We start from the raw sequence: 18,032 nt of genomic DNA, 5'->3' as shown, positions 1-18,032 counted from the left end.
GACATCCGGGAACGACCTCGCCCCGGTCCATGACGGACCGGGGCGAGGTGTTTCCGATCGAGCCGGGAGACCTAGGAAGCGGCGGGGACCGGTACGGCGTGCGGAGTGCACACGACGTCGTGGCCGTCGAGCTTGCCCTTGATCAGGTAGTCGTCCACCCGGCTGTTGATGCACGGGTTGACCAGGCCGGTGACGCCGTGCGAGCCGGCGCCGTTCTCCGTGATGAGCTGCGAGCCCTGCAGACGCCGGTGCATCTCGAGCGCCCCGGTGTACGGCGTGGCCGCGTCACGGGTGCTCTGCACGATGAGGACACCGGGCAGCCCGCGGTGCGACCGTACGTCGACCGGGGTCTGCTGCTTGACGCCCCAGGTGGCGCACGGCAGGTTCATCCAGGCGTTGGACCAGGTCAGGAAGGGGTACTTCTGGTGGAGCTCCGTGTTGTCACGGTCCCACTTCTTCCAACTGGTCGGCCACTTGGTGTCGGTGCACTCCACCGCGGTGTACACCGCGGTGCCGTTCTCCGACGAGATGTTGCCGGCGGTGTCGGACATGTCCGGTCCTGCGGCACCGACGAGCGCCTGGGTGTCACCCGCGCGGTACTTGCTCCACACGCCCGCGACGGTCGCCCACGACGAGTCGTAGTACGCCGCGCCCTGGAAGAAGCCGAGCAGCTCGGCCGGGCCGACGACCCCGCCGATCGGGTTCGCCTTGGCGGCGGCGCGCAGGGCTTCCCACTGCGTCTGCACCTTCGCCGGGGTGTCACCGATGTGGTAGACGGAGTCGTACTTGGCGACCCACGCCTTCCAGTCGTCCCAGCGGCCCTGGAAGGCCACGTCCTGGTCCAGGTTGTTCTGGTACCAGACCTGGTCGTCGTCCGGGTTGACCACACTGTCGATGATCATGCGGCGCACATGGGTCGGGAAGAGCGTCGCGTACACGCCACCGAGGTAGGTGCCGTAGGAGACGCCGATGTAGTTCAGCTTCTTCTCGTGCAGGGCGGCCCGCACCACGTCGATGTCGCGGGCCGTGTTGGCCGTCGTCATCTGCGAGAGCATCTGCGCGCCGGTGCGCTCCAGGCAGCCCTTGGCGTACGCGGCGGCGAGCTTGCGCTGCGCGGCCTTGTCCGCCTCATTGCTCGGCACCGGGTCGGCCTTCGGGGCCTTCACGTACTCCTGCGGGTCCTGGCAGGAGATCGGCGCCGAGTGGCCGACGCCGCGCGGGTCGAAGCCCACGAAGTCGTACGCCTTGGCGGTGTTCACCCACAGCGCCGACTTGTTGGTGATCCGGAGCGGGAACCGCAGGCCCGAACCGCCGGGGCCGCCGGGGTTGTAGAGCAGTGCGCCCTGGCGCTCGGCCGGGGTGCCGGTGCTGCCGGCCCGGTCGACCGCGATCTTGATGGTCTTGCCGAACGGCCTGGCGTAGTCCACCGGAACGGTGACGTAGCCGCATTGGACAGGGGCCGGGATGCCCCAGTCGGCCGGACACGTGGCCCAGTCGATGCCCTTCTGGGCCGCACGGGCGGCCGCGATCTCCACGCCGATGGACTCGGCGAGTCCGCTCGGCTGGTGCTGGCCGGTGGGCCGCTTGTCTCCGGCGGTGGCCGCCGGAGCGGCGGCTATGGCGCCCGCTATGAGAGCGCCGGTGGAGACGAGCACAACAGTGCGTCTCAAGGAGTTCCTCCCCCTACTGACCCGCGACTTGTGGTCACGGTGATCACAGAGATTCGAAAGGATCCTTTCGGCTGTGAGGTGCCTGTGAACAGGTCACACCGGCGATTCTTTACCAATACGTGACATGGTGTGCGATCTGACGGCCCCGGCGGGCCCGCGAGTGCGGGGGCTGCGGCGCGGGCGCGGTCAGCTCCAGCCGTAGCGTTCCGTCAGCCGTCCCACCACGCGGTCGAAGCGCGGACGGTCCAGCGCGCAGGCCTCCCGGCGCATCCCGTCGGGGTGCACGCGCAGCACACGGTCGAGGTCGACCCAGGACTCGCGGCCGGCCGCGTCCCAGGATCCGGTACCGATCGGCACCCATTCGCGGTCCTCGTCATGGCGCTTGCTGGACAGCTGGACGGCCAGCAGCGTGCCGGCCGACTCGCGGGCCACGACCAGCACCGGGCGGTCCTTGCCGCGGCCGTCGTTCTCCTCGAACGGCACCCACGTCCAGACGATTTCGCCGGGGTCCGGGTCGCCGTCGCGGTCGGGCGCGTACGTCGTGCGTACCGGTCCGACCTCGTGGGGCTGTGCCTCGCGCGTCGCGGTGGGGCCTTCGCGGCCGGGGGACGGGGCCGGTACCGCTGCGTCGTTGATCGAAGTGCTCATCGGGCCACGCTAACGCGTTCGGCCGCGGCGGTCTGCGGGTGGTGGGCACCGGAACCGTCACCGTTCGGCAGCACCGTTCGCATCGCCTTGTCGAGCAACCGGCGCAGGCACAACGCGTCGGGCGCCACGGCCGTGACCAGGACGGCGGGACCGGCGAGCGGGGTGCTGACGGCCTGGCCGGCGCCGGGGTCCGCCGCGAGGAGTGCGGCCGTCGGCGGTTCATGGGCGAAGTCGGGCGACACGACGAGGAGTTGGCCGACGGAACGGTACCGGTGCAGGACCGCGGGACCGTCCCAGCCCGGGACGCCGGGACCGAACGACAGCTCCTGGTCCAGCAGGAGCTCCCCTGCGCGGTGCACGGTCAGGCGGGTGGTGAGCCGCCCCGGCCGCTCCCCCGCGCGGCCGAGCACCTGCTCGTCGCGGTAGACGAGCCGGGCGCCCGCCGCGAGTTCGACACGGGTGGTCATCCGCAGGTCGCTGCCCGCGGCCGCGATGACCTGCTCGGGCAGCCAGCGCAGGACCGCGTCCTGGCCGACGACCAACCGCACGTCGTACGTGGCGGGTTCACCCGACGTGCCCGGCAGCGAGATGGTCGCGGCCGCGCTGGTCACCGTCAGCTCGGCGGCCGCGCCCACCTCGGCGGACAGCTCCAGCCGGTCGCCGCCCAGCGGGGCGCTCATCGCGCCGATGACCGTGACCTGGGCGCCGCTGCCGGTGGCCCGCGTACGGCGCAGCGCGAACGGACCGTCGCCGGCGAGCACCGGCAGCACGGTCCCGCCGCGCCCGTCGGCCACGGCGGTGATGCGGGCGGCGGCGCCCACCCCAGCGGCGCGCGACCCGCCCGTGACAGCGGCGGTCATGTCCGGTCCGCGGTCCAGGCGGCGAGCCGCTCGCGGATCCAGTCGGCGACCGGGGCGATGCCGTCCTCGGCGGTCAGCGCGGTGAAGACGACCGGGAGGTCGCCGCGCTGGGCCTTGGCGTCGCGGGCCATGACGCCGAGGTCGGCGCCCACCAGCGGGGCGAGGTCGGTCTTGTTGACGACCAGCAGGTCCGAGGTGGTCACGCCGGGCCCGCCCTTGCGGGGGATCTTGTCGCCGCCCGCGACGTCGATGACGAAGATCTGTGCGTCCACCAGGCCCTTGGAGAACGTGGCGGTGAGGTTGTCGCCGCCCGACTCGACCAGGACGAGGTCCAGCGGCCCGACCGCGTCCTCCAGGTCCTCGACGGCTTCGAGGTTGGCGGAGATGTCGTCGCGGATCGCGGTGTGCGGGCAGGCGCCGGTCTCCACCGCGCTGATGCGCTCGGGGGGCAGGACCGCGTTGCGCAGCAGGAACTCGGCGTCCTCGCGGGTGTAGATGTCGTTGGTGACCACCGCGATGGACAGCTCGTCGCGCAACCGGCGGCAGAGCGCGGCGACGGTGGCGGTCTTGCCGGAGCCGACGGGTCCGCCGAGGCCCACCCGCAGGGCCCGGCGGGTGCCGTCGGGACGGCGGGCGGGGGTGCCGTAGGTGTAGCGCTCGGGGTAGGTGTCCGGGTGGTCGAGGTGCATGGTCGGCTCCAGGGTCGGTCGGATGGCGGCGGACGGCCGGGAGGTTCGCGGTCGTCCCGGGGTCAGGAGGCGAAGAGCCGGACGGGCCAGGCCGCGTGCTGCTCGGCGTGGAGGTCGAGCAGCGGCGCGGACGCGGCGGGCAGGGCTTCGAGCCCTTCCGTCGCGGCGCGGGCGGCGGCCAGGGCGGCGCGTTCGGCCACGGCGTCGAGTTCGGGGGCGAGGCGGGCCAGGACGGCACCGACGGAAAAGGGGTCGAGGCCGAGCAGCCGGACGGCGGCGGTGGTCGGTCCGGTGACGGCTTCGTAGGCCGCCACGTGCGCCGCGTCCAGTGGGGTCAGGCCCGCGGCACGGGCGGTGACACCGAGCACGATCGGCTGATGGGCGCCGCGCGGGCGGGCGGCGGCGAGCCGGTCGAGTTCCGCTGCGGGCCAGGCGGCCCGCGCGGCGCGCATCAGTTGCCGGCCCAGCTTGCGGGCGGTGGCGCGCAGTGCGGGTGACGGGGTGCGGGCGTCGGCGGCGGCGTCGAGCAGCAGTGGGTCGAGACCCGCGCAGGCCGCCGCGGCGAGCGCGGCGGCCACCAGCCCCGAGGTGTGCAGTCGGCCCCGGCAGAAGGCGGCGAGACTCGCCGGGTCATGGATGAGGCCGGCGGTGACGGCCGCCTCGCCACCGCCGGAGTGGGCGTGGCCGCCGGCCGGGAACCGTCCGTCGGCCAGCATCAGCAGCGCGGCCCTGGCGGCGGGGGCCGGTGCCGTCGTGGGCACCGTGGCACTCGACGTCATCAGAAGAGGAAGTAGCGCTGGGCCATGGGCAGTTCGGCGGCGGGTGCCGGTTCGACGACCTCGCCGTCGATGCGCACGGTGAAGGTGTCGGGGTCGACCTCGACGCGTGGCAGGGCGTCGTTCTCCCGCATGTCGGCCTTGGTCAGTGCCCGGGTGCTGCGGATCGGCAGGAACCGCTTGCCGAGGCCGAGCCGGTCCGGGAGTCCGTCGTCGAGCGCGGTGTGGGTGGTGAAGTTGAAGGAGTTGGCGGCCGGGGCACGTCCGACGGCGCCGAACATGGGCCGGGGCAACACCGGCTGGGGGGTCGGGATGGAGGCGTTGGCGTCGCCCATCTGCGCGTAGGCGATCTGGCCGCCCTTGATGACGAGCAGCGGCTTGACGCCGAAGAACGCCGGTTCCCACAGGACGAGGTCGGCGAGCTTTCCGGTCTCGACCGAGCCGATCTCCTGGTCCAGGCCCTGCGCGACTGCCGGGTTGATGGTGTATTTGGCGACATAGCGACGAGCCCGGTGGTTGTCCGCGCGCCCGTCCCCGGGCAGGGATCCACGGCGCTTCTTCATCACGTGCGCGGTCTGCCAGGTCCGCAGCACGACCTCGCCGACCCGCCCCATGGCCTGGGAGTCGGAGCTGATGATGCTGATCGCGCCGAGGTCGTGCAGGAAGTCCTCGGCGGCGATCGTCGAGGGCCTGATGCGCGATTCCGCGAAGGCGAGGTCCTCGGGGACGGCCGGGTTGAGGTGATGGCAGACCATCAGCATGTCGAGGTGCTCCTCGACGGTGTTGACGGTGTGCGGCCGGGTGGGATTGGTCGAGGACGGCAGCACGTTGGGCCGGGAGACGACGGTGATGATGTCGGGTGCGTGCCCGCCGCCCGCACCTTCGGTGTGGTAGGCGTGGATGCCGCGCCCGGCGATGGCGGCGAGGGTGTCCTCGACGAAGCCGGCCTCGTTCAGGGTGTCGGTGTGGATGGCGAGCTGCGCTCCGGTGGCGTCGCACACCGTCAGACAGGCGTCGATGGCGGCCGGGGTCGCCCCCCAGTCCTCATGGATCTTGAATCCCACGGCGCCGCCGCGCAGCTGGCTGTACATCGCCTCGGACGACACGGTGTTGCCCTTGCCGAGCAGTCCGATGTTGACCGGATACGCCTCCAGCGCCGCGAACATCCGGGCCAGGTGCCAGGGTCCCGGGGTGACAGTGGTGGCCTTGCTGCCCTCGGCGGGGCCCGTGCCGCCGCCGACGATGGTCGTCACCCCGGCGGACAGGGCCTGGTCGACGACGGTCGGCGAGATGAAGTGGACGTGCGCGTCGACCGCTCCGGCGGTGAGGATCCTGCCGTTGCCCGCGATGATCTCGGTCTCGGGTCCGATCACCAGGTCCGGATGCACGCCGTCCATCGTCTCGGGGTTCCCGGCCTTGCCGATCGCGGCGATACGGCCGTCCCGGATGCCGATGTCCGCCTTGACGACGCCCCAGTGGTCCAGGACGACCGCGCCGGTGATGACGGTGTCGGGGGTGCCTTCCGCGCGGGTCGCCCGGGACTGCCCCATGGACTCGCGGATCACCTTCCCGCCGCCGAAGACCGCCTCGTCGCCGGAGCCGGCCGGGCCGCCGGACAGATCGCGCTCGACCTCGATCAGCAGGTCGGTGTCGGCGAGCCGGATCCGGTCGCCCGCCGTAGGGCCGAACAGGTCGGCGTATACGGCGCGGGTGAGTTCAGCCATCGAGGGCTCCCGCGGTCTCGCCGCGCAGCCCGGCGACGATGCGCGCACCGCCGATGGGGACCAGCTCCACCGCGACCGGGATGCCCGGCTCGAAGCGCACGGCGGTGCCGGCGGCGACGGACAGCCGCAGGCCGTGGGCGGCCGCGCGGTCGAAGTCCAGACCGGGGTTGGCCTCGGCGAAGTGGTAGTGGGAGCCGACCTGGACCGGACGGTCGGCGGTGTTGAGCACCGTCAGCCGGGTGACGGGCTTTCCGGCGTTGAGCGGCACGGGCTCGTCCGCGTGGAGGATCTCTCCGGGAATCATCGGTGGGCCTCCTCGTCAGACGATCGGGTCGTGCACGGTGACCAGCTTGGTCCCGTCGGGAAAGGTGGCCTCGACCTGCACGTCCGGGATCATCTCGGGGATGCCGTCCATGACGTCGGCCCGGCTCAGCACCGTGCGGCCCGAGGCCATCAGCTCGGCGACGGTGCGGCCGTCGCGGGCGCCTTCGAGGATGTGCGCGGTGATCAGCGCGATGGACTCGGGGTGGTTGAGCCGCAGCCCGCGCGCGCGGCGCCGGTCCGCCACGTCGGCGGCGACGTGTACGAGCAGGCGCTCCTGCTCATGGGGGGTCAGTTGCACGGCCACACCTCACAGTCGATCGGGTGCGGAACGTTAGTTCGGCGGCGTTTCACCGGCGTTAACTCACGTTACGCGCAGTGCCCTGGTCGGAGTCGCCAGTGTGTACCGGTCGGCGTGCGGTGGCGTGAGCCCCAGGGCCCCACTTTGCGGGTCTTTTGCAACGCCTTTGCCTGGCTTCGTCCGTTCACCGGAACTTCCTGTCCGGTTATCGCCCTTGACGCCTCCTTCGGGACCGCCGGATCATCATGTCCGCATCAAAGAGACTTCTGGCCAGAAGACGCTCCTGCGCGCCGCGGTCGACGCCGCGGCGTGCCTCGTTCGTTCCGCGCCCCCACCACGGAAAACGGAGCACCACGTGTCCACAAGACTGACGCTGCGCCATGCCCTGACCGCCATCGGCGCGGTCACCGCGCTCTCGGCGGCCCTCATCAGCGCATCGCCCGCGGCCACTGCCGCGGCCACCGCCCCGGCCGCGCCCGCGCCGACCGTCGCCGCACCGGACATCCCGGTCGCCAACGTCAAGGCGCACCTGACCCAACTGCAGTCCATCGCGACCGCCAACAGCGGAAACCGCGCCCACGGGCGGCCCGGCTACAAGGCCTCCCTCGACTACGTCAAGGGCAAGCTGGACGCGGCCGGCTACACCACCACCATCCAGCAGTTCACTTCCAGTGGTTCCACCGGCTACAACCTGATAGCCGACTGGCCGGGCGGCGACGCCAACCACGTGGTGATGAACGGCGCGCATCTGGACTCCGTCACCGCCGGCCCCGGCATCAACGACAACGGCTCCGGAACCGCCGGCACGCTGGAGGTCGCCCTCGCCGTCTCGCGCGCCGGGCTGCAGCCCACCAAGCACCTGCGCTTCGGCTGGTTCGGCGCGGAGGAGCTGGGGATGGTCGGCTCCACCTACTACGTCAACAACCTGCCGGCCGCCGAGCGGTCGAAGATCGACGCCTATCTCAACTTCGACATGATCGGCTCGCCCAACCCCGGGTACTTCGTCTACGACGACAACGCGGCGCTCGAGACCGTCTTCAAGAACTTCTTCGCCTCCAAGGGCATCCCGACCGAGATCGAGACCGAGGGCGACGGCCGGTCGGACCACGCCCCCTTCAAGGACGCGGGCGTGCCGGTCGGCGGGCTCTTCAGCGGCGCGGACTACACCAAGACCGCCGCACAGGCGCAGAAGTGGGGCGGCACCTCGGGCCAGGCGTTCGACGCCTGCTACCACCGCTCGTGCGACACCTCCGCCAACCTCAACGACAGCGCGCTGGACAACAACAGCGACGCCATCGCGTACGCGGTCTGGAACCTGAGCACCGGGACCACGACACCGCCGACCGGCACGGTCTTCGAGAACACCACGGACGTCGCCATCCCGGACGCGGGCGCCGCGGTCACCTCGTCGGTCACCGTCAGCGGCATCACGGGCAACGCGCCCAGCGCCCTGCAGGTGGGCGTCAACATCGTCCACACCTACCGCGGTGACCTGGTCATCGACCTGGTCGCCCCCGACGGCACCGCCTACCGGCTGAAGAACTCCAGCGGGTCGGACTCCGCGGACAACGTGGTCGCCACCTACACCGTCAACGCCTCCAGCGAGGTCGCCAACGGCGTCTGGAAGCTCAAGGTCCAGGACGTCGCCCGCGCCGACACCGGCTACATCAACAGCTGGAAGCTCACCTTCTGACGGGCTGAGCGCGCACCGCACGGGCGCGCGCCCGGCGGTGCGCACCGCACCTCATGCACGACGACCGCTCCGACCGTCTCATTCGCGGCCCGGACGCCGATCCCCGGCGTCCGGGCCGCGGTGTTCGGCGGCGATGCCGAAGCGGCGGCGTTCGCCCGTGGCGGACGCCCGGGAGCCGTACGAGGAGACCGTGCTGATCACCGGCTCCTCGGCCGCCGCATCAAGATCGCGCAGTCGCTGCAGGTCAGCGGCGGAGACCAGGGCGACGAGCGGCTTGCCGTGGCGCGTCAGCACCACCTGCTCACCGCCGTAGACAACGCGGTTGATCAGTTCCGCGAGCTCCGCACGCGCTTGTGTCACCGGGACTTCATGGGCCATGCTCCCCATCATATCGAGATGTACGTCCTGTACATTTTTTACATGGAGGTGCCGCCATGATCCGACCCACCGCCCGCTACGTCCTGCCCGAGTTCACCGAACGCACCAGCTCCGGGACCCGCACCATGGACCCGTACTCCAAGCTGCTGCAGGAACGCGTCGTCATCCTCGGGACGCAGATCGACGACACCTCCGCCAACGACGTCATGGCGCAGTTCATCCATCTGGAGAGCTCGGCACCCGGGCAGGACATCTCGCTGTACATCAACTCCCCCGGCGGCTCGTTCACCGCCATGACCGCGATCTACGACACGATGCAGTTCGTCACCTGCGACGTGTCCACGGTCTGCATCGGCCAGGCGGCCTCGGCCGCCGCCGTGCTGCTCGCCGCCGGGGCGCCCGGCAAGCGCATGATCACGCCGGGCGCGCGGGTCCTCATCCACCAGCCGTCCTTCGGCCAGGCCGTACAGGGCACCATCGCGGACCTGGAGATCCAGGCCCGCGAACTGCTGCGCACCCGGGAGCAGTTGGAGGCGCTGCTGGTGCGCCACACCGGCCAGGAGCCCGAGCGGGTCAGCGCCGACATCGAGCGCGACATGATCCTCGACGCCACGCAGGCGCTGGCCTACGGAATCGTCGACCGGGTCACCCTCAGCCGGAAGACCAGCGGCACCGCGCACGGCATCCGGTGACACCGGTGGTGCCGGAACCGCCGCCGCTGCCGGCCCTGACGCGCTCCGAGGGCGAACTCGTCGACCGCTATCTGGAGATCGTGGACCTGCTGGGACGGATCAACCCGTCCCGTTCCCGCGACACCTACGGCGCGCTGCGCGCCGCCCAGGCCCTGGTCGGCAGGGCGACGGCGCTGCGCGAGGCGCTGGCGGTGATGCACGACCGCGGCGAGACCGAGGTGCACACGGGCACGCTGGGCAGGGCGCTGCGCGTCCTGGACGGCGAGCGGCGGGCGTCCCTGGTGACCGTCCCGCCGCAGCCGGACCACTGACGGCCCATCGGGGCGACATCCGCCCGCACGTTCGGAGTAGTCACCCTTGCGCGTGACGGGTGGATGTTGCAGCACCGACTTGCGACGTCCGCCCGTCACGGTCATTGCCTCCGCCCCAGGTCAACCGGCGTGCGCCCGGGCGGAAACGGCAGCGGTCGGCGTTCCGTCCACCCGAATAGGTGATGGGTGATGAGAATCACATAAAGCCGTTTGTGTACCGATCCGAGCGCATTCGTGAGTCATGCTCCCTTCGACGACAAGACCCCGCCGCCGTGGTGGGGCGGTCCGAGCGGACGCCCAATCCTGCCGCCGCCCGGATGCCCGGTCGACACTGCAACGGCAGGAACGGAGGACCCAGGCACGACGGGGCCGGCCCAGCGGTATCCAGGCCGTCCCCTTGGGGTGAAGCCGCGTCAGCGGCCGGGATTCTTCGCCTGCCCGAACCCGACAGGTCATCCTTCGCAAGCGGACGACGAAGGGTTTCGCATGGCCAGGTCCGGCATGTCCACACGTCTGTCCCGTCTGGGGGCCGCCTCGGTCCTCACCGCCGCCGCTGTCGCGGTCCCCGCCCTGCTGCCGGCCACCGCCACCCACGCCGACGCGGCCACCGTCTCCGCCAAGGCCTTGAGCGTCGCGGCGTCGAAGAAGGGCTCGCCGTACCAGTACGGTGCCGCGGGGCCGAACCGCTTCGACTGTTCAGGACTCACCCTGTACTCGTTCAACAAGGCCGGCAAGAAGCTGCCCCGCACCACCGGCGCCCAGTACAACAGCACCAAGCACATCACGGCGTCGAGCCGCCAGGTCGGCGACCTGGTGTTCTTCCACACCGGCAGCAGCGTCTACCACGTCGGCATCTACGCCGGCAGCGGCAAGATCTGGCACGCCCCCAAGACCGGCACCCGGGTCCGGCTGGAGAAGATCTGGACCGGCAGTGTCTGGTACGGCCGGGTCCGCTGACGGCGCGCGGGGCCCGGACGCCTCGGTCCCGCGCGGCCGTTGCGCGGGGCGGGCCGATATTCCCGGCAAGGACGCCCGCCTGACGGCTATGTTGACCCCGTTCGGGACCAACCCACCGGCCGGGAGCCGCATATGACCTATCTCAACCCCGTCCGCCACATCACCTTCGACGCCGCCGATCCGTACCGCCTCGCCGTGTTCTGGGCCGAACTGACCGGCTACGTACTGGAGGACTCCGACCCGGGCGACGCCGAGGTGCTCATAGATCCGGGCCAACCGGGCGTCCCCAGACTGCTGTTCATCCGGGTGCCCGAGGGCAAGTCCGCCAAGAACCGGGTGCACCTGGACATCCAGCCGCCCACCGGTACCCGCGACGAGACGGTCGAGCGGCTGGCGGGGCTGGGCGCAACCGTGGTCAGTGACCAGCGGAGGCCGGACGGAACGGGATGGGTGTACATGGCCGACCCGGAGGGCAACGAGTTCTGCGTCGAGCGCAGCGCCCCCGAACGCGCCCGGGCGGCGGCCGCGGCGACGCAGGCGGCTGAGGCCGCGCAGGCATGAGCCTGCCGCGGATCCTGGCCGACGTGGAGCAGGGCGTCCTGCCCGCCCCGGACGGCGGAGTGACCATGGTGCCGCAGCCTTCGGAGCGCGACGCCGGGGTCTTCTCCTTCGCCGCGCACGCCGTCGTGTTCACCGATACCGACCACGGCTGGATGCTCGGCCTGCTGGCCCCTGGCGATCTCGCCGCGCCGCTCAGCCCCGCGTTCCTGGACGCCCTGGGCCGGCGCGTCGGCCGGCGGGTGGAGAACATCGACATGATGCTGCTCGCCCGGCCGCTGCCGGGGCCGCCGGATCTGCGACTGGAGCCGGCCACCGACCGCGCCCATCCGCGGATCGCCCGCGCGCTGCGGCGCCGTGACGACGTACGGGCCTGGACGACACCTGGCGGCACCGTACTGATCGGCCGGGGCGTCGGCGGCCGCTGGGAAGCGGCCCTGGAGGTCGACCCCGGCGCGCGCGGAACGGGTCTGGGCCGCCGCCTCGCCCGCGCCGCCCGCCACCTGGTGCCCGACGGCCGTCCGCTGTGGGCTCAGATCGCCCCGGGCAACGCCGCCAGCGTGCGCGCCTTCCTGGCCGCCGGATACGTCCCGGTGGGTGCGGAGGCGCTCCTGGTCGCGGCCCAGGCCTGACATCCCGGTCCGGTCTCCCGGGCCCCGATCACGGCGCACCGGTCACGGCGCACCGGCCGCGTCGCACCGCTCACTGCACCGGAACCGCCCAGGGGAGCATGATCCAGACGGTCTTGCCGCCGTCCGGCGTGGGGGTGACCGAGAGCCGGCCGCCGGATTCCGCGGTGAGGTGGCGGATGATGACCATGCCGCGCCCGTTGTCCTGCTGGACGGCGGCCGGCAGCCGCTGCGGCCAGCGCGGATGGCTGTCGGTGACCCCGATCCGCAGCTGCTCGGACCGCTCCAGCTGGACGTCGACGGTGAAGGTGGGTGACTGGCCGAGCGTGTGCAGCACGGCGTTGGTGGCGAGTTCGGAGACGATCAGCCGCACCGCGTCGACGGCGGGCGCGTTCTCCGGCATCCCCCAGTCCGCCAGCAGCCCGCACACGTACCGGCGAGCCGTGGTGACCGAGGCGGGGTCGCTCGGCAGGGTGACGGATGCTTCCTGGAGGTCTGCCATGGCGACGCTGTCCCTTTCCCGCCGTGCCCCGAGACTCCGTCGTGCGGTCTGCCCGCAGGGAGCCGCGGACGGCTACTTCGCGCCAGAGTGCCACCTATGGTGCCGCTATTGCGGCCGATCCACAGCGATATGCATATATCTGTCGCTCAAAGCGGTGAACCCTGCTACGCGAGAACGTATTCAGGCGCAGACTGTCGCACTGGTGACGGTCTGAAAAGTCCCTTCAGGAGGAGCGGCGCGCGATGCAACAGATCCCCGCGGTACGACGCCGAAAGCTCGGAGCGGAACTCCGGCGGCAACGCGATCTGGCCGGGATGACGAGCGGCGAGGCCGCCCGCAGGGCCGGCTGGCACCAGTCGAAGGTGAGCCGTGTCGAGACCGGCCGCAGCAGCGCGCGGCCGGAGGACGTGGCCTGCCTGCTGGACATCTACGGGGTCCGCGACCGTGAACTGCGCGACCTGCTGGCGACCTTGGCCGGGAAGGGTACCCAGCGCGGCTGGTGGCACGACTTCCGCGACGTACTGCCCCCGGAGTACCGCGACTTCATCAGTCTGGAAACCGGCGCCTGCCGGGCGCGCACCATGGAGAACAGCGTGGTGCCCGGCCTGTTGCAGACCCCGGCGTACGCCCGCGCGCTCACCCGGTCGGTCCTCCCGCGGCTCGGGGCACGGGAGGTCGACGCCCTGGTCGAGGTGCGGACGGCCCGGCAGGCCGTGCTGGAGCAGGACTCCCCACTGGAGCTGCACGCTCTGCTCGACGAGGCGGTGCTGCGGCGCAAGGTCGGTGGAGAACAGGTCATGGGGGCGCAGTTGCGACACCTCGCGGAAGCCGCCAGGATGCCGCGGATACGGCTGCAGGTTCTGCCCTTCACCGCGGGCGGCCACATAGGTGTTACGGGATCTTTCGTAATCTTCTCATTCCCGCTCATCGCCGATCTGGACGTTGTTGTTATCGACCATTTGACGAGTAGTCTCTATGTGGATCGACAAGAGGATCTCAGGGCGTACAGCGCCGCGTTCGACCGATTGCGCTCCCACGCCCTGTCGTACGACGACTCATTGGCGTTCATTTCCGGGATCGGCTCCGGGAGCGACTCCTGGATCGGCTCCGGGAACAGCAAAGGCGCGTAAGGAGGCACCATATGCCGGTACTGCCTCGGTACGTTTCCTCCAGCACAACGCTTTGTGCGGCACGGTGGCAGCGCAGCAGCTACAGCACCGCGGCCAACAATTGCGTCGAAACGGCCCGGTTGTCCGCAGGACCGCTGGCCGTACGCGACTCCAAGAACCCTCAGGGACCGGCGCTGCTGTTCGCGCCGGCCGCCTGGGACAGCTTCGTACGGGCGCTACGCGCCGGTGAGTTCGCCGGACCGGGCTGAGTCCCGCGGCGCGGTGCGCACGATCACCTCGACCGCCTCGGCGATCTGCTGATCCGTCAGGTCGCCGCGGGCGGTCAGCCGCAGCCGCGAGATGCCGTCGGGCACCGACGGCGGGCGGAAGCATCCCACCGCCAGGCCGGCGGTCCTGCAGTCCGCCGCCCACTGCAGCGCCTCCCCGGCCGACGGAGCACGCACCGCGACGACGCAGGCGTCCGGCCGCGCCGACCGCAGCCCCGCCGCGGTCAGCCGGTCGTACAGCTGCAGGGCCACCACGCGGGCCCGCTCCGCGCGCTCCGGCTCGTCACGCAGCAGGCGCAGCGCGCCGAGGGCGGCGCCCGCCGCGGCGGGCGCGAGCCCGGTGTCGAAGATGAAGGTGCGGGCGGCGTTCACCAGGTGCTCGATCACCCGGGCCGGGCCGAGCACCACGCCGCCCTGGCTGCCCAGCGATTTCGAGAGCGTGGCGGTGACGACCACATCGGGCGCGCCGGCCAGCCCCGCGGCCCAGGCCGCGCCCCGCCCGCCCTCGCCCAGGACGCCCAGTCCGTGGGCGTCGTCGACGAGCAGCGCGGCGCCGTGCTCGCGGCAGGCGGCGGCCAGTCCGGCGAGCGGGGCCGCGTCTCCGTCGACGGAGAAGACCGAGTCGGAGACGACGACGGCGGGCCCGTCGTGCGCGTCCAGCGACTTGCGCACCGCTTCCGTGTCGCGGTGCGCGACGACCTCGGTGTCGGCGCGCGACAGCCGGCAGCCGTCGATGAGCGAGGCGTGGTTGGAGGTGTCGGAGACGATGAGGGTGCCGGGCCCGGTCAGCGCGGTGACGGCGGCCAGGTTCGCGGCGTAGCCCGAGGCGAAGACCAGGGCGGCCTCGAACCCGCAGAAGGCGGCGAGCTCCGCCTCCAGTTCGGTGTGCAGCTCGGTGGTGCCGGTGACCAGCCGGGAGCCGGTGGAGCCCGCGCCCCAGAGCAGACAGGCGTCGGCCCCGGCCCGGGTGACCCGGGGGTGCCGGGCCAGCCCGAGGTAGTCGTTGCCCGCCAGGTCCAGCAGAGCCGACTCCGCCTGCCGCGGTCGCAGGGTGCGGACGAGACCGGCCTCGCGGCGCCGCTCGGCGTGGGCGTCGATCCAGTCGAACGGGTCGCGGCTCATCGGGGTCCCTGGGGTCGGCGGGGCGGGCTCGGGCGGGTCCGCCAGGGGGGTCCGGCGGGGCGGTGCGGAGGTGCGGGTGGGCCTGGCAGCAACGTACTGGTCGGGCCGCCCGGACAGGGTGTGGCGATACACACACCTGTAGCCACCCCTGTTGTGCGGTCCATCATTGGCTCTCGGCCCCTCGGTGGGCCAGGATCGCCCCTATGGATCTGCTGAACACGCTGGTGGACAAGGGGCTGCGCCGAGAGCTGCCCACCCGGGATGAGGCGCTTGCCGTACTGGCGACCTCCGACGATGACCTGCTCGATGTGGTGACCGCGGCCGGCAAGGTGCGGCGCCAGTGGTTCGGGCGCCGTGTGAAGCTCAACTACCTGGTCAACCTCAAGTCCGGGCTGTGCCCGGAGGACTGCTCGTACTGCTCGCAGCGGCTCGGCTCCACGGCCGGGATCCTGAAGTACACCTGGCTCAAACCGGACGAGGCGGCGGCCGCCGCGACGGCCGGTGTCGCGGGCGGGGCCAAGCGGGTGTGCCTGGTCGCCAGCGGGCGTGGTCCCACGGACCGCGATGTGGACCGGGTCTCCCGGACCATCGAGGCGATCAAGGAGCAGAACGAGGGCATCGAGGTCTGTGCGTGCCTGGGCCTGCTCTCCGCCGGGCAGGCGGACCGGCTGCGCGATGCCGGCGCGGACGCGTACAACCACAACCTGAACACCTCCGAGGCGACGTACGGGGGCATCACCACCACGCACACGTACGCCGACCGGGTGGACACCGTGCAGCAGGCGCAGGCCGCCGGGCTGTCCGCGTGCTCCGGTCTGATCGCGGGCATGGGCGAGACCGACGCCGACCTCGTGGACGTGGTCTTCGCGCTGCGCGAGCTGGACCCGGACTCGGTGCCGGTCAACTTCCTCATCCCGTTCGAGGGCACCCCGCTGGCCGAGGAGTGGAACCTCACCCCGCAGCGCGCCCTGCGGATCCTGGCGATGGTGCGGTTCGTCTGCCCCGACGTCGAGGTCCGGCTCGCCGGCGGCCGCGAGGTGCACCTGCGCACCCTGCAGCCGCTCGCGCTGCACCTGGTGAACTCGATCTTCCTGGGCGACTATCTGACCAGCGAGGGCCAGGCCGGCCAGGCCGACCTCGACATGATCGCCGACGCCGGCTTCGAGGTGGAAGGCGCGGGTACGGTCACCCTCCCGCAGCACCGCGCGGACGTGGCGCACGCCGGTGGCGGCTGCGGCTCGCACGAAGCGGGTGGCGGCTGCGGCTCGCAGAGCGAGGACGCGGGCTGCGGTTCGCACGCCGACGGCGGGGGCTGCGGTCCCTGTGGCGGCGCTGCGCAGAGCGCGCCCGAGCCGGTGGCGGAGCCCGCCGGCGCACCGGCCCAAAAGCCCGTCCCGGCGGGTGCCACCCGTACCGGACTGGTCGCCGTCCGCCGGCGCGGCGCGGGAACGGACCTGCCGCCCAATGCCTGAGCCCCTCACCGCGCCGCCGGCTCCGGAGGCGCTGACCCCCGACGCGCTGCTGGCGCTGGACCGGGAGCACGTCTGGCATCCGTACGGGCCGATGCCCGGCCGTCAGGAGCCGCTGATCGTCGCATCGGCGTCCGGGGTCCGGCTGCGGCTGGCCGCCCCGGCGGAGGGCAGGACCGAGCTGATCGACGGCATGGCGTCCTGGTGGTCGGCGATCCACGGCTACAACCACCCGGTCCTCAACGAGGCGGCGCGCGGCCAGCTCGACCGGGTCAGCCATGTGATGTTCGGCGGGCTCACCCATGAGCCCGCCGTCCGGCTCGCGGCGCGTTTGGTGGAGATCACCCCGGAGCCGCTGCGCCATGTCTTCCTCGCCGACTCCGGCTCGGTGTCGGTCGAGGTCGCGATCAAGATGTGCCTGCAGTACTGGCGTTCGCTGGGCCGGCCGGCCAAGCAGCGGCTGCTGACCTGGCGCGGCGGCTACCACGGGGACACCTGGCAGCCGATGTCGGTGTGCGACCCCGAAGGCGGGATGCACGAACTGTGGTCGGGGGCGCTCCCCCGGCAGGTCTTCGCCGACGCACCGCCGTCCGGTTTCGACGCCGGGCCCGACCCGCGCTACGTGGCCCATCTGCGGGAGCTGATCGGCCGTCACGCCGACGAGCTGGCGGCGGTCATCGTCGAGCCGGTGGTGCAGGGCGCCGGCGGGATGCGGTTCCACTCGCCCGCCTATCTGCGGGTGCTGCGCGAGGCGTGCGACGAGCACGACGTGCTGCTGGTGTTCGACGAGATCGCCACCGGCTTCGGCCGCACCGGCGCCCTCTTCGCGGCGGAGCACGCCGGTGTCTCCCCCGACGTGATGTGTCTGGGCAAGGCGCTGACCGGCGGTTATCTGACGATGGCGGCGACGTTGTGCACCACCCGGGTCGCCGACGGCATCTCGCGCGGCGAGGTCCCGGTGCTCGCGCACGGCCCGACGTTCATGGGCAACCCGCTGGCGGCGGCCGTCGCCTGTGCCTCGATCGACCTGCTGCTGTCGCAGGACTGGGCGGGCGAGGTCAAACGCATCGAGGCCGGACTGCTCGACGGACTGGCGCCCGCCGCCGCACTGCCGGGCGTACGGGACGTGCGTGTGCTCGGCGCGATCGGTGTCGTCCAGCTCGACCACCAGGTCGACATGGCCGCGGCCACCCGGGCCGCGGTGGGGGCGGGTGTGTGGCTGCGCCCGTTCCGTGATCTGGTGTACATCATGCCGCCCTACGTCACCGGGGACGAGGACGTGGCGCGGATCTGTGCGGCGGTCCTGGCAGCCGCGCGCGCGGGCTGACGACCGGGG

At 71.9% G+C, this 18,032-nt stretch carries 21 protein-coding genes and 1 riboswitch; of the genes, 10 read left to right on the top strand and 11 right to left on the bottom strand.

The features are described from left to right. Window positions 1-71: 71 nt before the first annotated feature. The 8 genes from LNW73_RS31320 to LNW73_RS31285 all read right to left on the bottom strand — a co-directional run bounded on the left by LNW73_RS31320 (window position 72) and on the right by LNW73_RS31285 (window position 6,989). On the bottom strand, window positions 72-1,670 hold the full coding sequence (locus LNW73_RS31320; RefSeq protein WP_250992255.1) for an alpha/beta hydrolase: 1,599 nt from the start codon (window positions 1,668-1,670) through the stop codon (window positions 72-74). Window positions 1,671-1,856: 186 nt separating this feature from the next. Then, window positions 1,857-2,318, bottom strand: coding sequence for a type II toxin-antitoxin system PemK/MazF family toxin (locus tag LNW73_RS31315; RefSeq protein ID WP_138354519.1), 462 nt, complete (start codon window positions 2,316-2,318; stop codon window positions 1,857-1,859). Next, complete coding sequence (locus tag LNW73_RS31310) at window positions 2,315-3,178, bottom strand: urease accessory protein UreD (RefSeq protein ID WP_250992254.1); 864 nt, start codon at window positions 3,176-3,178, stop codon at window positions 2,315-2,317. Before LNW73_RS31310 ends, LNW73_RS31315 begins: the two co-directional genes overlap by 4 nt. Then, window positions 3,175-3,867: an urease accessory protein UreG gene (gene ureG, locus LNW73_RS31305; protein ID WP_250992253.1), complete on the bottom strand. Its 693-nt coding sequence runs from the start codon at window positions 3,865-3,867 to the stop codon at window positions 3,175-3,177. The genes LNW73_RS31310 and ureG overlap by 4 nt, the downstream gene beginning before the upstream one ends. Window positions 3,868-3,929: 62 nt before the next feature. Further along, window positions 3,930-4,646: an urease accessory protein UreF gene (locus tag LNW73_RS31300; protein ID WP_250974313.1), complete on the bottom strand. Its 717-nt coding sequence runs from the start codon at window positions 4,644-4,646 to the stop codon at window positions 3,930-3,932. Then, window positions 4,646-6,367 (bottom strand): urease subunit alpha, encoded by a 1,722-nt coding sequence (locus LNW73_RS31295; RefSeq protein WP_250992252.1) that lies wholly within the window; start codon window positions 6,365-6,367, stop codon window positions 4,646-4,648. Before LNW73_RS31295 ends, LNW73_RS31300 begins: the two co-directional genes overlap by 1 nt. Next, on the bottom strand, window positions 6,360-6,671 hold the full coding sequence (locus LNW73_RS31290) for an urease subunit beta (protein ID WP_250992251.1): 312 nt from the start codon (window positions 6,669-6,671) through the stop codon (window positions 6,360-6,362). Before LNW73_RS31290 ends, LNW73_RS31295 begins: the two co-directional genes overlap by 8 nt. 15 nt (window positions 6,672-6,686) lie before the next feature. Then, window positions 6,687-6,989: an urease subunit gamma gene (locus tag LNW73_RS31285; protein ID WP_250992250.1), complete on the bottom strand. Its 303-nt coding sequence runs from the start codon at window positions 6,987-6,989 to the stop codon at window positions 6,687-6,689. A 373-nt stretch (window positions 6,990-7,362) separates the two neighbouring features. Between LNW73_RS31285 and LNW73_RS31280 the strand changes: the two genes are divergently transcribed. Continuing rightward, window positions 7,363-8,682 (top strand): M28 family metallopeptidase, encoded by a 1,320-nt coding sequence (locus tag LNW73_RS31280; protein WP_285393663.1) that lies wholly within the window; start codon window positions 7,363-7,365, stop codon window positions 8,680-8,682. Window positions 8,683-8,760: 78 nt separating this feature from the next. Here the strand turns inward: LNW73_RS31280 and LNW73_RS31275 are convergent, their stop codons facing one another. Beyond that, on the bottom strand, window positions 8,761-9,060 hold the full coding sequence (locus LNW73_RS31275; protein WP_250992248.1) for a type II toxin-antitoxin system Phd/YefM family antitoxin: 300 nt from the start codon (window positions 9,058-9,060) through the stop codon (window positions 8,761-8,763). Window positions 9,061-9,116: 56 nt separating this feature from the next. Here LNW73_RS31275 and LNW73_RS31270 point away from each other — a divergent pair, with 56 nt between their 5' ends. From LNW73_RS31270 to LNW73_RS31250, 5 genes are all read left to right on the top strand, one after another. Beyond that, window positions 9,117-9,752, top strand: coding sequence for an ATP-dependent Clp protease proteolytic subunit (locus LNW73_RS31270; RefSeq protein ID WP_250992247.1), 636 nt, complete (start codon window positions 9,117-9,119; stop codon window positions 9,750-9,752). 5 nt (window positions 9,753-9,757) lie between these two features. Further along, window positions 9,758-10,063: a hypothetical protein gene (locus tag LNW73_RS31265; protein WP_250974320.1), complete on the top strand. Its 306-nt coding sequence runs from the start codon at window positions 9,758-9,760 to the stop codon at window positions 10,061-10,063. 319 nt (window positions 10,064-10,382) lie between these two features. Beyond that, a riboswitch (cyclic di-AMP (ydaO/yuaA leader) is annotated at window positions 10,383-10,546 on the top strand. A gap of 18 nt (window positions 10,547-10,564) precedes the next feature. Further along, the gene (locus tag LNW73_RS31260; protein WP_250992246.1) at window positions 10,565-11,020 is read left to right on the top strand and encodes a C40 family peptidase; all 456 of its coding nucleotides are present in this window, start codon (window positions 10,565-10,567) and stop codon (window positions 11,018-11,020) included. Window positions 11,021-11,152: 132 nt separating this feature from the next. Beyond that, the gene (locus LNW73_RS31255) at window positions 11,153-11,581 is read left to right on the top strand and encodes a VOC family protein (protein ID WP_250992245.1); all 429 of its coding nucleotides are present in this window, start codon (window positions 11,153-11,155) and stop codon (window positions 11,579-11,581) included. After that, window positions 11,578-12,210, top strand: a complete 633-nt coding sequence (locus tag LNW73_RS31250) for a GNAT family N-acetyltransferase (protein ID WP_250992244.1) — start codon at window positions 11,578-11,580, stop codon at window positions 12,208-12,210. Before LNW73_RS31255 ends, LNW73_RS31250 begins: the two co-directional genes overlap by 4 nt. 70 nt (window positions 12,211-12,280) lie before the next feature. Here LNW73_RS31250 and LNW73_RS31245 read toward each other — a convergent pair whose 3' ends face one another. Further along, window positions 12,281-12,709 carry an ATP-binding protein gene (locus LNW73_RS31245; protein WP_250992243.1) on the bottom strand — a complete coding sequence of 143 codons (429 nt, stop codon included), beginning with the start codon at window positions 12,707-12,709 and terminating at the stop codon, window positions 12,281-12,283. Between the two features lie 242 nt (window positions 12,710-12,951). Between LNW73_RS31245 and LNW73_RS31240 the strand changes: the two genes are divergently transcribed. After that, a complete protein-coding gene (locus LNW73_RS31240) occupies window positions 12,952-13,839 on the top strand; it encodes a helix-turn-helix domain-containing protein (protein ID WP_250992242.1) in 888 nt (295 codons plus the stop codon). Window positions 13,840-13,850: 11 nt separating this feature from the next. Next, entirely contained in the window at window positions 13,851-14,087 is a 237-nt protein-coding gene (locus LNW73_RS31235) for a DUF397 domain-containing protein (protein ID WP_250992241.1), read from the top strand. Here LNW73_RS31235 and LNW73_RS31230 read toward each other — a convergent pair. Beyond that, on the bottom strand, window positions 14,055-15,227 hold the full coding sequence (locus tag LNW73_RS31230) for an 8-amino-7-oxononanoate synthase (protein ID WP_250992240.1): 1,173 nt from the start codon (window positions 15,225-15,227) through the stop codon (window positions 14,055-14,057). The two genes, LNW73_RS31235 and LNW73_RS31230, sit on opposite strands and share 33 nt — an antisense overlap. A 203-nt stretch (window positions 15,228-15,430) precedes the next feature. On the opposite strand from LNW73_RS31230, the gene bioB reads away from it, so the two are divergent. Then, window positions 15,431-16,699: a biotin synthase BioB gene (gene bioB, locus LNW73_RS31225; protein WP_250992239.1), complete on the top strand. Its 1,269-nt coding sequence runs from the start codon at window positions 15,431-15,433 to the stop codon at window positions 16,697-16,699. After that, complete coding sequence (locus tag LNW73_RS31220) at window positions 16,692-18,023, top strand: adenosylmethionine--8-amino-7-oxononanoate transaminase (protein ID WP_250992238.1); 1,332 nt, start codon at window positions 16,692-16,694, stop codon at window positions 18,021-18,023. The genes bioB and LNW73_RS31220 overlap by 8 nt, the downstream gene beginning before the upstream one ends. The last annotated feature ends 9 nt before the right edge of the window (window positions 18,024-18,032 follow it).

It is taken from the genome of Streptomyces sp. RKAG337, from assembly GCF_023701715.1.
Lineage (GTDB): Bacteria > Actinomycetota > Actinomycetes > Streptomycetales > Streptomycetaceae > Actinacidiphila.
Note: the sequence above shows the minus strand (reverse complement) of the source record. Positions and strands in the feature narration are given on the sequence as shown.

What these genes read in the sequence shown, in the direction of transcription:
- LNW73_RS31300 (WP_250974313.1), bottom strand. Translation starts at nt 4,646, where the DNA reads ATGACGTCGAGTGCCACGGTGCCCACGACGGCACCGGCCCCCGCCGCC.
- LNW73_RS31275 (WP_250992248.1), bottom strand. Translation starts at nt 9,060, where the DNA reads ATGGCCCATGAAGTCCCGGTGACACAAGCGCGTGCGGAGCTCGCGGAA.
- LNW73_RS31260 (WP_250992246.1), top strand. Translation starts at nt 10,565, where the DNA reads ATGTCCACACGTCTGTCCCGTCTGGGGGCCGCCTCGGTCCTCACCGCC.
- LNW73_RS31220 (WP_250992238.1), top strand. Translation starts at nt 16,692, where the DNA reads ATGCCTGAGCCCCTCACCGCGCCGCCGGCTCCGGAGGCGCTGACCCCC.
- LNW73_RS31295 (WP_250992252.1), bottom strand. Translation starts at nt 6,367, where the DNA reads ATGGCTGAACTCACCCGCGCCGTATACGCCGACCTGTTCGGCCCTACG.
- LNW73_RS31255 (WP_250992245.1), top strand. Translation starts at nt 11,153, where the DNA reads ATGACCTATCTCAACCCCGTCCGCCACATCACCTTCGACGCCGCCGAT.
- LNW73_RS31310 (WP_250992254.1), bottom strand. Translation starts at nt 3,178, where the DNA reads ATGACCGCCGCTGTCACGGGCGGGTCGCGCGCCGCTGGGGTGGGCGCC.
- LNW73_RS31250 (WP_250992244.1), top strand. Translation starts at nt 11,578, where the DNA reads ATGAGCCTGCCGCGGATCCTGGCCGACGTGGAGCAGGGCGTCCTGCCC.
- LNW73_RS31235 (WP_250992241.1), top strand. Translation starts at nt 13,851, where the DNA reads ATGCCGGTACTGCCTCGGTACGTTTCCTCCAGCACAACGCTTTGTGCG.
- LNW73_RS31290 (WP_250992251.1), bottom strand. Translation starts at nt 6,671, where the DNA reads ATGATTCCCGGAGAGATCCTCCACGCGGACGAGCCCGTGCCGCTCAAC.
- LNW73_RS31240 (WP_250992242.1), top strand. Translation starts at nt 12,952, where the DNA reads ATGCAACAGATCCCCGCGGTACGACGCCGAAAGCTCGGAGCGGAACTC.
- LNW73_RS31270 (WP_250992247.1), top strand. Translation starts at nt 9,117, where the DNA reads ATGATCCGACCCACCGCCCGCTACGTCCTGCCCGAGTTCACCGAACGC.
- LNW73_RS31245 (WP_250992243.1), bottom strand. Translation starts at nt 12,709, where the DNA reads ATGGCAGACCTCCAGGAAGCATCCGTCACCCTGCCGAGCGACCCCGCC.
- LNW73_RS31315 (WP_138354519.1), bottom strand. Translation starts at nt 2,318, where the DNA reads ATGAGCACTTCGATCAACGACGCAGCGGTACCGGCCCCGTCCCCCGGC.
- ureG (WP_250992253.1), bottom strand. Translation starts at nt 3,867, where the DNA reads ATGCACCTCGACCACCCGGACACCTACCCCGAGCGCTACACCTACGGC.
- bioB (WP_250992239.1), top strand. Translation starts at nt 15,431, where the DNA reads ATGGATCTGCTGAACACGCTGGTGGACAAGGGGCTGCGCCGAGAGCTG.
- LNW73_RS31230 (WP_250992240.1), bottom strand. Translation starts at nt 15,227, where the DNA reads ATGAGCCGCGACCCGTTCGACTGGATCGACGCCCACGCCGAGCGGCGC.